We start from the raw sequence: 11,642 nt of genomic DNA, 5'->3' as shown, positions 1-11,642 counted from the left end.
GCCTCAGCCTCCTCGGAAGCAAAGACCGCTTCCTGCGGGGTCTTCACCACGCTTCCTCCCATAGGAGTCTCCGTATTCTGCCTCCACTATTGGAGTGTTTTGATGAATGCGTGGTTAAAAGCTTTTGTTTTCCAATAGTTTAGCTCTAAATAAACGAATTAGACACAGTCTAAAGCGAAGTGTATTTCCGTAGCGATGGTTCCGCAATCATCAAATTGATATTTGGAAACAAGTCATGCTATATTTACGTCGCATTTTATATCTACTACGAAGTATAAAAGCAACAAACGTTTACGAAAACAGCTTATTCATTTAGTCTGATTCAAGTATAAGTAAAAACATCGACTTTCGCCATGTTTGACGTAATTCGTATTTTTCTAATTAGCGTAAGCGTCATGATTTAAAAATGCAAGGGACTTGTTATTCGTGCTATAATATCTGTTGTTTGTAAGTCGAGCGAGTAGAAAGAGTTTGAGGTAGAGGAGAATGAGCAAGATGACAGATAAACAACAAGACAGTATATGGATTCGATGGTCCTTTTATATCATCGGAATCATGGCTTTAGCTTTTGGGATATCGTTAATGATAAAAGCAAAAGATTTAGGTATAGGCCCATGGGATGTTTTTCATTATGGATTATATCTTCAGTTTGGACTTACGGTAGGAACGTGGAGTATCTTAGCCGGCCTTGTCATTGTGACCATATCATGTGTTGCGATGAAAATGTGGCCCAAAATAGGTACGATATTAAATATGGTGTTCGTTGGTGTCTTTATAGATATCTTTTTATTCATACTACCAGACCCTGGCCCAATTTGGATGGATATCCTCACCTTAATAGTAGGGTTAGTTGTTTGTGGTTATGGAGTGGGGTTATATGTAGCAGCAAACCTGGGGGCAGGACCACGTGACAGTCTCATGCTCTTCTTGACAGAAAAATTTGGCTGGAAAGTACAATGGGTTAGAAGTGGAATTGAAGTATTCGTATTAATTACAGGCTATTTATTAGGCGGACCTGTAGGAGTAGGCACTATTGTTGCTTCGCTTGCTCTCGGCCCAATTGTTGGATACACCTTACCACAGTCTAAACGATGGATTGAACATGTACAATGGAGGAGGAAACGAAGTGAAAATTTCAACCAAGGGGAGATACGGTTTAACCATTATGATTGCACTGGCGAAGAATCACGGTGATCAAAAGCCCCTATCATTAAAATCAATTGCAAGAGATCATGACCTCTCAGAGCATTACTTAGAACAATTAATTCCACCATTACGGAATGCAGGGCTAGTGAAAAGTGTTCGTGGTGCACATGGAGGATACTTGTTAACGAAATCGCCTGAACAAATGACTGCAGGTGATATTATTCGAATTTTAGAGGGCCCAATCATGATTGTTGAAGGAATGGAAGAGGAAGAGCCAGCCAAAAAAGAGCTTTGGCTTAGAGTGCGTGATGCGGTAAGGGATGTCTTAGATACTACAACCCTAAAGGATTTAGCAAGCTTTAATGATGACCCTCATCAAGAAGGGTATATGTTCTATATTTAAGCAAATAAAGAAGGTGAAGACATATGGATCACATTTATTTAGATCATGCAGCCACCACCCCGGTTCATCCAGAGGTGGTAAAGGAAATGGTACCTGTATTAGAAGGGATTTTTGGTAATCCATCGAGTGTACACCATTATGGAAGACAAGCACGGAAAATACTCGATCAGGCACGTTCAACCATCGCTCACAGTATTGGGGCTAACGAAAAGGAAATTGTGTTTACAAGCGGCGGTACAGAAGCGGATAATATGGCATTATTAGGTGTGGCGCGTCAAGAGCAGCATAAAGGAAAACATATTATTACCACATCTGTAGAGCATCATGCTACACTACGAACTGCAGAGTACTTAGAAAAACAAGGTTTTGAAGTAACCTATTTACCAGTAGATAAAAATGGCTTTATTTCAATAACAGACTTAGAGAACAATCTACGTGAAGACACCATTCTTGTTTCTGTTATGTATGTGAATAATGAAGTGGGAAGTATTCAACCTATTCAAGACATTGGGGAGCTTTTAAAGGAGCATCAAGCTTATTTTCATACTGATGCTGTTCAAGCCTATGGACTTCTCTCCATTGATGTGAATCAATTAGGTGTTGATCTTTTAAGTACATCTGCACATAAAATATATGGTCCAAAAGGGATCGGTTTTTTATACGTTCGGGAAGGCATTCAGCTCGAACCAACCCAATATGGTGGTGAGCAAGAAAGAAAACGCCGTGCCGGTACGGAAAACACGGCAGCCGTAAAAGGATTTCAAGCTGCAGTGGAACTGGTGAATAATGAACGTGAAGGTCGGAACCATCAATATAACTCCTTTAAGACTATATTTATGCAAGGATTAAAGGAAAAAGGGGTAAGCTTTACCATAAACGGAGATTCCCAGCATACGGTTTCTTCTATCATAAATTTGAGTTTTCCTGGAACAAATGTCGAAAGCTTATTAACCAACTTTGATTTGTCTGGGATTGCTGCTTCGAGTGGGTCTGCATGTACAGCAGGATCGGTTGAACCATCACATGTTTTATCGGCCATGTATGGGTCTAATGACGAAAGAACAACCAATTCTATCCGCTTTAGCTTCGGAATTGCTAACGACGAAGAACAAGTGAAGACTAGTGCAGAGAAGGTAGCAGATATTGTTAACAGATTAACTAGGTAAGGGTGGTGAGAGTATGGAAAAAGAACCAAAGGATACAAGAGTAGTAGTGGGAATGTCAGGTGGTGTCGATTCTTCTGTTGCTGCTTTATTATTAAAGGAGCAAGGATATGATGTCGTCGGGATATTTATGAAAAACTGGGATGACACCGATGAATTTGGAGTTTGTACTGCGACAGAAGATTTTGAGGATGTAGTTCGTGTCTGTAATCAATTAGATATTCCTTACTATTCCGTAAACTTTGAAAAACAATATTGGGATAAAGTGTTCACCTATTTCTTAGATGAATATAAATCAGGGAGAACACCTAATCCGGATGTGATGTGTAATAAAGAGATTAAGTTTAAAGCCTTTTTGGACCACGCTATGTCTCTTGGTGCCGATTATTTAGCCACTGGACATTATGCAAGAGTTCGTGAGCAAAATGGTCAATATCAAATGTTACGTGGCGTAGATGACAACAAAGACCAAACCTACTTTTTAAACCAGTTATCACAGGATGTGTTGTCTAAGGTCATGTTTCCATTAGGAGAAATTCCAAAAAAAGAGGTAAGAGAAATCGCCAAACAACATGGACTGGCTACGGCTACGAAAAAGGATAGTACAGGAATTTGCTTTATTGGCGAGCGAAACTTCAAGGAATTTTTAAGTGAATATCTACCGGCCCAACCAGGAAAGATGACGACCATGGCTGGTGAGGTGAAAGGGAACCATGATGGCTTAATGTATTACACCATCGGTCAACGGCATGGCTTAGGCATTGGCGGCTCGGGTGAACCTTGGTTTGTTATCGGAAAGAATCTAAAAGAAAATGTACTGTATGTAGGTCAAGGCTTCGATAATGACCATTTATATTCAGACGCGTTAGAAGCAACCGATTTGAACTGGATTCAAGAGGTGAATTTAGAGGAGCCCCTAGAATGTACGGCCAAGTTCCGTTATCGCCAAAAGGATAGTGCAGTAAAAGTATACCCTATAGGAAACGGTGAAGTCAGAGTTGAGTTTGCCCAATCAGAAAGAGCCATTACCCCAGGACAAGCGGTTGTGTTTTATGATGGAGATGTTTGTCTTGGTGGTGGTACCATTGATCGGGTTTTAAAGAATGAAAGCTATATTGAACATTTAGCTTAAGATTTACTTGCAGGTCAGAATTAACAGGGATTCATGCTTTTTCTTCAGAAAGGGATGAATGACTAGTTTTTTCTGGCCTTTCTAGTGTGTAAAATAAACAGTGAGGAGTGAAGGGAAATGAATAACATTCAGCAAGGTATTGAGTACATGAAAGAGCAAAAATTTGAAGAGGCAGGTAAGGCATTTACGGAGGCTATTGAAGAAGAGCCTAATGACCCAGTGGGATACATAAATTTTGGGAACCTGCTTCTCCACCTCAATGAATTTGACCGCGCTAAGGCATTTTTTGATAAAGCCATCGAATTAGATGAGAATGCTACGACTGCTTATTACGGTTTAGGAAATACATTTTATGAGCAAGATGATTTTGTAAAGGCGAAAGAGCACTTTGAGACAGCCATTCAAAAGGGGCTAGAAAATAGTGATGTTTATTTTATGCTCGGTATGTCTCTCTTACAACAAGAACAGCCACGTTTTGCCTTGCCGTATTTACAGCGGGCATCAGAATTGAAGCCTGATGATGTGGATGCTCTATTTCAGTATGGACTAGCTTTGGCACAGTCTGAACAAATTAATTTAGCTATGGAAATCATGGAAAAAGTGCTAAAATTAGAATCGGAACATAGTGATGCCCACTATAATTTAGGCGTTGGCTATTTATTTAGATCGGATATTGAACAAGCACTGAAGCACTTTGATGAAGCCTTAAGAATTCAGCCTGACCATTTGTTAGCGGCAAACGGAAAAGGAAAGATAGAGGAAATATTAAAGGACCAAAGTGAGTAGTCTTCTGGGATAGCATATGTTGTTGTCCAAGGGAATGAATTGATAAGGGAGTTAGATCCATGGCAATGGAAGTCGATAATGTGGATGAAAAAGGGTATATCAAAGGAAGTTTAATTCGAACGATTTTCCATAATGAAGAGGAGAAATTTTCGATAGCCCTCATCCATATTCTAGATACAAATGAACCGATTAAGGAAAAGGAGCTAGTTGTCAAAGGCCATTTTCCACCTCTAGAGCAAGAACAGGAATATATCTTCTATGGTTCTATTTATCAGCATGCTAGATTTGGACAGCAATATCAAGTCTTTACCTATACGAGAGAGGTACCCAAGACAAAAGATAGTCTAGTGCGTTATTTATCTAGTGATATTTTTTATGGAATTGGGAAGAAAACAGCTGAAAAGGTAGTCGAAACCTTAGGGGAGAATGCGATACATAGGATTTTAAAGGATGATAGCATACTTCGCGAAATTCCTGGATTTCCCCATAATAAGATTGAGAGTTTTAGTCAAACCCTCCGTGAAAATCAAGGCTTTGAACGGGTAGTTATGGCGTTAGCGGACTATGGGATTGGACTACAACTTACCCAAAAAATTTATGAACTATATAAAGAGCAAACGTTAAAGCTATTAGAGGAGAACCCTTATCAATTTGTATTTGAAATCGAAGGCTTTGGCTTTAGAAGAGCAGATGATATTGCTAAATCCCTTGGTATTGCCGGTGATCATCCAACTCGTATTCAAGCTGGTTGTCTCCATATATTACAGAAAAAATCACAATTTGGCCATGTTTATGAATACCTTCATACACTTTCAGATGAAGTTCGAAAATTACTCAATGAAGTTGAATCCACTACAACCAATGAAGTAATCGAACAAAAGGTTAGAGAGCTAGCGGAAGAGAAATACTTGGTTTTGGAGGATGATCGAGTATACCTACCTTCCTTATATTTTTCTGAAGAGGGCTTAAGCTCACAATTAAAGCGAATTATGGATGTAGAACTGAACGATGAATATGGTACAGCCGATATTTTGAAGGCACTCGGTGAAATTGAAGAGGATGAATCTATCAGTTATGGACCTGAACAGTATGATGCTATTGAGCAGGCATTAAACTCAAAGGTCATGATTCTAACGGGAGGTCCTGGGACAGGGAAAACCACGGTTATAAAAGGAATCATTGGTGTGTATGATCGGTTAAATCAAAAGAAGGTTCAAGCGCGTAAGGAGAAGGATCAATCACCGTTCATTTTGGCAGCTCCAACGGGTCGAGCAGCAAAGCGTATGTCTGAGGCTACTGGGTTAAAGGCTCAAACCATTCACCGTTTACTTGGTTGGTCTGGGAATGAGGAATTTGAGTTTAACCAAAGCCGTCAACTAGACGGTGAACTGATTATTATTGATGAGTTTTCGATGGTAGACATTTGGTTAGCCAATCAATTATTTCGAGCAATCCCAAGTCATGCTCAGGTCATATTAGTAGGTGATGAAGATCAGTTACCGTCAGTAGGCCCCGGACAAGTGTTATCTGATTTACTTGTTTCTGATGAAATACCTACTTGTCAACTAACAGAGATCTATCGCCAAAAAGAAGGCTCTCGAATTATTGAGTTAGCCCATGAAATCAAAAATAATCAATGTCATCAAGACTCCCTAAAGCGTGGGGATGACTTTACGTTTTTTTCTTCCTCTCAAGCTCGAACGGTTTCGATTATTGAGGACGTGGTGAAAAAAGCAGTCGATAAAGGATATTCCATTCGGGATATTCAGGTTTTGGCGCCTATGTATAGGTCCAGTGCGGGAATAAATAAGTTAAATGAAACACTACAAGAACTGCTGAATCCACCGAAGAAACAAAAGCGATCAATGAAGTTTAATGAAATGGTCTTTCGCGGTGGTGATAAAGTTATTCAACTCGTTAATCAACCGGAAAAAGGGGTCTATAACGGGGATATTGGCAGGGTTATTTCCGTGTTGAAGGCTGAGGAAACAGAGGAGAACCAGGAGCAGCTGGTAGTCGACTTTGATGGGAAGGAAGTATATTATGTACGTTCTGAACTCCATCAGCTAATGCACGCCTATTGTATTTCCATTCATAAGTCACAGGGAAGTGAGTTCGCCATTGTAGTAATGCCGGTTCTTCCGGAGTATCGTCGGATGTTACGCAAGAATCTATTATATACCGCAATTACGAGAAGTAAAAAGTCGTTGTTTATTTGCGGGGATCAAAGGGCTTTTCTAGAGGGAGTCCAAACGGAGGATCAAAACATTCGTCATACAACTCTATCAAAACGGATTGAGTTTATGTTTGGAAGTCAAAATGCAGATTTAGAACCACAGTCTGATGGGGAGGAGGAAGAAGAGGAGCTATCTCCATATGATTTTATGTAGATTATGAGTATATTAGGGCACTTTCTCGGGAATCCTTATGTATAGAAAAGAACTTCAAAGGAGTTGCCCGAATCGTGAATTGCCCTAATTGTCAAGGTCATAATCTAGGTAAAATCGGACATCAACAATTCTACTGCTGGAATTGTCTTATTGAGCTATCAGTAGACAATGGTAGAATTAAAGTTCATGAGGTGGAGGAGGATGGCTCCCTATCCTCACTTGATGATTTATTTAATGAAGAAGATTTGTCCGCCCAGTGGTAATGGGCTGAATAATCTTTGGAAAAATGAACAAATATGAAAAAATAGGGCAGCCATCATGCTGCCCTATTCTACTTTAACTCTTTAAAGCAACGGGGGTCAGACCCTCGTTGCTTTAAAGGGTTAAAGGAATGAGGGGGTTGTGGATGACTAGTAAAGAGAAGAGGATATTGTATGGGTTAGGGGTTGCGCTCATTCTTTCGCTAATCTTTTATTTGCTATTAAAGACGTACCCCTTTTACCAATTTATTTTCTCGTTTTTATTCACGATTTTAACACCTATATTAATCTCATCCCTGATTGCTTATTTGCTGTACCCATTAGTGGAGGGATTAGGACGGTTTATCCCGAGGTGGGCAGCCATTTTAGTCATCTATTTAGTAATTTTCGGCGGCCTTACTTTAGGCATTTATAAAGCCGTCCCCGTATTTGTGAAGCAGTTAAAGGGTCTTATTGATTATTTGCCACGGCTTATTCAAACCTATCAAGAGTGGACCTATAATCTATATGTAAGCACCTCTGATTTTCCAGAGGACCTACACGAAAAAATGGATGATGCATTTGTCAAAGTTGAAGAGGTGCTAGTAGAGTTATTAACAAACATTATCTATTCGTTAACGGGAATCGCTGATTTTGTCGTTGTTGCGGCTGTAATCCCCATTCTCGTCTTTTATTTTCTAAAGGACTTTCCTAAAATGAAGAAAGCATTTCTAATTATAACGCCGAAAAAACGGAAAAGTGAGTATCAGTCCTTTTTAGGAAGTATTGATCAGAGCTTAGGTGGATATTTAAGAGGCCAATTCCTCGTCTGTTTATTCGTGGGCGTTATTTCATCGACTTTGCTTTGGTTCATTGATATGAGATACCCTTTACTTTTAGGAACGTTTATGGGGATAACCAACATCATTCCCTATTTTGGACCAATTCTCGGCGCCATTCCCGCCGTAATTATCGCCTTTACTATTTCAGCTAAACAAGTTCTATTTGTGGTGTTGGCAGTGATTGGGGTTCAGCTCATTGAAAGTAATTTACTATCACCCTATATAGTGGGAAAATCACTACATGTTCATCCTGTTCTCATTATCATCGCATTACTAGTTGGGGGAGAGTCCTTTGGCATTGTTGGGATGATCTTAGCAGTACCAGTTTTAACAATTATTAAAGTATTTGTAGAACCGACACCAGTGATTAAGAAAATAAGAGCTGCTTGGTCTTCTAAATAAAAATCAGGCCTGTAATTGTCAAAACATTGACAGGCCACCTGCTGTAGTCTATAATATCGGCATAATGATACGAATAGGAAAACGTAGAAGGATCTAAGTACTTGATTCCCGTCTAAATATTACGAAGTACGTAATTCAGAGAGGAGTTCCCGAGGCTGGAAGGAACTCTAGATGAAGGGTCTTGGAAAGCTAATCCAGAGTGCGGCTAATCCCCGCCGGTAGCGCACCGTTAAAGCGTAAGAGGTGGTGGACATCAATCAGTCCATAACCAGGGTGGTACCGCGAAAACTCTCGTCCCTGCTGTCATGCAGAGATGGGAGTTTTTTTATACTATCAGAATTTATAGGCTATTTAGGCGTGTAGTATAAGTTCATCTAAAATACCACCGACGTCTTATGGAATGGCGCTAGCCAAGTTTTCTTTACGTAAATACATATTTATTATTAGAAGGAGTGTTAGGAAATGAAAACGTTGAAATCAGCTGAAGTAAGGCAAATGTTTCTTGATTTTTTCAAGGAAAAGGGACATAGTGTAGAGCCAAGTGCTTCATTAGTTCCGGTTGAAGACCCTACTTTATTATGGATTAACAGTGGAGTAGCTACGTTAAAAAAATATTTTGATGGTCGAGTGGTACCGGAAAATCCACGAATTTGCAATGCGCAAAAATCAATTCGTACCAATGATATTGAAAATGTAGGGAAAACAGCACGCCACCATACGTTTTTTGAAATGCTAGGTAATTTCTCCATTGGTGATTACTTCAAGGTAGAGGCTATTGAATGGGGTTGGGAATTTCTAACAAGTCCGAACTGGATCGGTTTTGACCCTGAGCGACTTTCTGTTACTGTACATCCTGAGGATCATGAGGCGTATGACATTTGGTCAAATCATATTAAGTTGCCTGAGGAGCGCATTATTCGTCTTGAGGAAAATTTTTGGGATATTGGGGAAGGGCCAAGTGGTCCAAATACGGAAATTTTCTACGATCGAGGAGAGGACTATGGGAATGACCCCAATGATCCAGAGCTATATCCAGGCGGAGAAAATGAACGCTATTTAGAAATTTGGAATCTTGTCTTTTCTCAATTCAATCATAACCCAGATCATACGTACACTCCGCTACCAAAGAAGAATATTGATACTGGTATGGGTCTTGAGCGCATGGTTTCCGTTATCCAGGATGCGAAAACCAACTTTGAAACAGACTTATTTCTACCTATTATTCAACATACATCAGAGATTGCTGGAGTCAAATATGGAGAAAAAGAAGAGCAGGATGTGGCCTTCAAGGTAATTGCTGACCACATTCGTACGGTAAGCTTTGCAGTTGGGGACGGCGCTCTACCTTCAAATGAAGGGCGCGGATATGTATTAAGAAGGCTGCTACGACGTGCTGTGCGATATGCAAAACAGCTCGGAATCGAACAGCCATTTATGCACAAGCTTGTTCCGGATGTTGCCGATATTATGAAGGACTTCTACCCTGAAACAAAGGAAAAGCAAGAGTTTATCGCAAGTGTCATTAAAACAGAAGAAGAACGCTTCCACGAAACCTTAAATGACGGGTTAGCTATCTTAAGAGAAGTAATTGAAAAAGAAAAGGCTAAAGGAAGCAGTGTTTTTCCAGGCAAGGAAGTATTTAGACTTTATGATACGTATGGATTTCCCAAGGAATTAACCGAAGAATATGTCGAAGAAGCAGGGTTTACCATTGATGAGGAAGAATTTAAGAAAGAGATGGAAGCTCAGCGTACTCGAGCACGCCAGGCTAGACAAAAAGTAGAATCAATGAAGGTCCAAAGCGGTGTTTTACGTGACATTACCTTTGAAAGTCAGTTTGTTGGTTATGATGATTTACAAACTGAATCTGAAATTAAGGAAATTGTGAAAGATGACCAGCTTGTTTCAGAAGCGAATGCTGGAGATGAGGTATATCTATTTTTAGATCGTACTCCATTTTATGCAGAGAGCGGCGGACAAGTGGCCGATAAAGGTGTGCTAACCTCAGAACGTGTGAAGGTTAGTATCGAGGATGTCCAAAAGGCACCAAATGGTCAAAACCTACATCGAGCAATCGTTGAAGAAGGCGTTTTACAAAAGGGAGATCAAGTACAGGCACTTGTGGACTGGACATCTCGCTCGCAGGTTGTAAAAAATCACACAGCTACACATCTTTTACATCAAGCTCTTAAGGATGTCGTCGGTGAGCATGTTAATCAAGCTGGTTCATTAGTTTCTCCTGAACGACTACGCTTTGACTTTACTCATTTTGGTCAAGTCACTACAGAAGAGCTAGAACAAATTGAGGGAATAGTAAACGAGAAAGTATGGAAATCTATTCCTGTGCAAACTGAATATAAAAGCTTTGCCGAAGCCAAGGCAATGGGGGCAATGGCTCTATTCGGAGAAAAATATGGAGATGAAGTAAGAGTCGTATCTGTTGGAGATTACAGTATTGAGCTATGTGGAGGATGTCACGTTTCCAACACTGCGGAAATCGGCATGTTTAAAATCACAGCTGAATCAGGTATTGGGGCAGGTACGAGAAGAATCGAAGCACTTACGGGTAAAGGGGTTTACCAATGGGTTCAAGATCGCGAGCAATTAATACAGGAAACAGGTGATTTATTAAAGGTAAAACAGGACCAAATCCCAACTCGTATTGAGGGATTATATTCAGAGTTAAAGAATGTTGAGCGAGAAAATGAAGCGTTAAAAGCAAAATTATCCAATGTAGAAGCAAAGGGCATTATGGATTCAGTTGAAGAGGTAAACGGAGTTCAAGTCCTAGCTGCTAAAGTCGATGTCTCCGATATGAATGCGCTGAGAAATATGGTTGATGAAATGAAACAGAAACTAGGCTCTGTAATCATACTACTCGGTGCAACAAGTAACGGAAAAGTACAGCTAGCTGCAGGTGTATCAAAGGATTTAATAGATCAAGGCTATCACGCTGGGAAGCTTATCAAGGAAGCAGCATCCCGCTGTGGCGGTGGCGGTGGTGGCCGTCCAGATATGGCACAAGCTGGTGGGAAAAATCCAGATCAAATTGATGAGGCTATTAATTTTGCCAAAGAATATGTACAAACTGTTTCCTGATTGCCCCATAAGCCTTTATAATAGAAAGTAGATGAAATTC

General features: G+C 40.1%; 9 protein-coding genes. All 9 read left to right on the top strand.

Annotation, left to right across the window (positions count from 1 at the left end; translation table 11 throughout):
* The first annotated feature begins 495 nt into the window (after window positions 1-495).
* Complete coding sequence (locus tag GH754_RS10110) at window positions 496-1,194, top strand: YczE/YyaS/YitT family protein (RefSeq protein WP_228550213.1); 699 nt, start codon at window positions 496-498, stop codon at window positions 1,192-1,194.
* Complete coding sequence (gene cymR, locus GH754_RS10105) at window positions 1,127-1,549, top strand: cysteine metabolism transcriptional regulator CymR (RefSeq protein ID WP_323741960.1); 423 nt, start codon at window positions 1,127-1,129, stop codon at window positions 1,547-1,549. The genes GH754_RS10110 and cymR overlap by 68 nt, the downstream gene beginning before the upstream one ends.
* A 23-nt stretch (window positions 1,550-1,572) precedes the next feature.
* Window positions 1,573-2,715, top strand: coding sequence for a cysteine desulfurase family protein (locus GH754_RS10100; RefSeq protein WP_153728581.1), 1,143 nt, complete (start codon window positions 1,573-1,575; stop codon window positions 2,713-2,715).
* 13 nt (window positions 2,716-2,728) lie between these two features.
* A complete protein-coding gene (mnmA, locus tag GH754_RS10095; RefSeq protein ID WP_153728580.1) occupies window positions 2,729-3,844 on the top strand; it encodes a tRNA 2-thiouridine(34) synthase MnmA in 1,116 nt (371 codons plus the stop codon).
* Window positions 3,845-3,961: 117 nt separating this feature from the next.
* Window positions 3,962-4,630: a tetratricopeptide repeat protein gene (locus GH754_RS10090; RefSeq protein WP_153728579.1), complete on the top strand. Its 669-nt coding sequence runs from the start codon at window positions 3,962-3,964 to the stop codon at window positions 4,628-4,630.
* A gap of 59 nt (window positions 4,631-4,689) precedes the next feature.
* A complete protein-coding gene (gene recD2, locus GH754_RS10085) occupies window positions 4,690-7,020 on the top strand; it encodes an SF1B family DNA helicase RecD2 (RefSeq protein ID WP_323741959.1) in 2,331 nt (776 codons plus the stop codon).
* A 71-nt stretch (window positions 7,021-7,091) separates the two neighbouring features.
* The gene (locus GH754_RS10080; RefSeq protein WP_323741965.1) at window positions 7,092-7,283 is read left to right on the top strand and encodes a hypothetical protein; all 192 of its coding nucleotides are present in this window, start codon (window positions 7,092-7,094) and stop codon (window positions 7,281-7,283) included.
* Between the two features lie 143 nt (window positions 7,284-7,426).
* Entirely contained in the window at window positions 7,427-8,503 is a 1,077-nt protein-coding gene (locus GH754_RS10075) for an AI-2E family transporter (RefSeq protein ID WP_194841328.1), read from the top strand.
* 462 nt (window positions 8,504-8,965) lie between these two features.
* Window positions 8,966-11,602, top strand: a complete 2,637-nt coding sequence (gene alaS / locus GH754_RS10070; protein WP_153728577.1) for an alanine--tRNA ligase — start codon at window positions 8,966-8,968, stop codon at window positions 11,600-11,602.
* Window positions 11,603-11,642: the final 40 nt, after the last annotated feature.

It is taken from the genome of Salinibacillus xinjiangensis (assembly GCF_009649735.1).
Taxonomy (GTDB): domain Bacteria; phylum Bacillota; class Bacilli; order Bacillales; family Alkalibacillaceae; genus Salinibacillus; species Salinibacillus xinjiangensis.
The sequence above is the reverse complement of the archived record's forward strand: the minus strand, read 5'-3'. Positions and strand labels throughout refer to the sequence as shown.

Excerpts from the sequence above, each read along its gene's own strand:
- GH754_RS10110 (WP_228550213.1), top strand. The coding sequence starts at position 496 with ATGACAGATAAACAACAAGACAGTATATGGATTCGATGGTCCTTTTAT.
- GH754_RS10100 (WP_153728581.1), top strand. The coding sequence starts at position 1,573 with ATGGATCACATTTATTTAGATCATGCAGCCACCACCCCGGTTCATCCA.
- mnmA (WP_153728580.1), top strand. The coding sequence starts at position 2,729 with ATGGAAAAAGAACCAAAGGATACAAGAGTAGTAGTGGGAATGTCAGGT.
- GH754_RS10090 (WP_153728579.1), top strand. The coding sequence starts at position 3,962 with ATGAATAACATTCAGCAAGGTATTGAGTACATGAAAGAGCAAAAATTT.
- recD2 (WP_323741959.1), top strand. The coding sequence starts at position 4,690 with ATGGCAATGGAAGTCGATAATGTGGATGAAAAAGGGTATATCAAAGGA.
- GH754_RS10075 (WP_194841328.1), top strand. The coding sequence starts at position 7,427 with ATGACTAGTAAAGAGAAGAGGATATTGTATGGGTTAGGGGTTGCGCTC.
- alaS (WP_153728577.1), top strand. The coding sequence starts at position 8,966 with ATGAAAACGTTGAAATCAGCTGAAGTAAGGCAAATGTTTCTTGATTTT.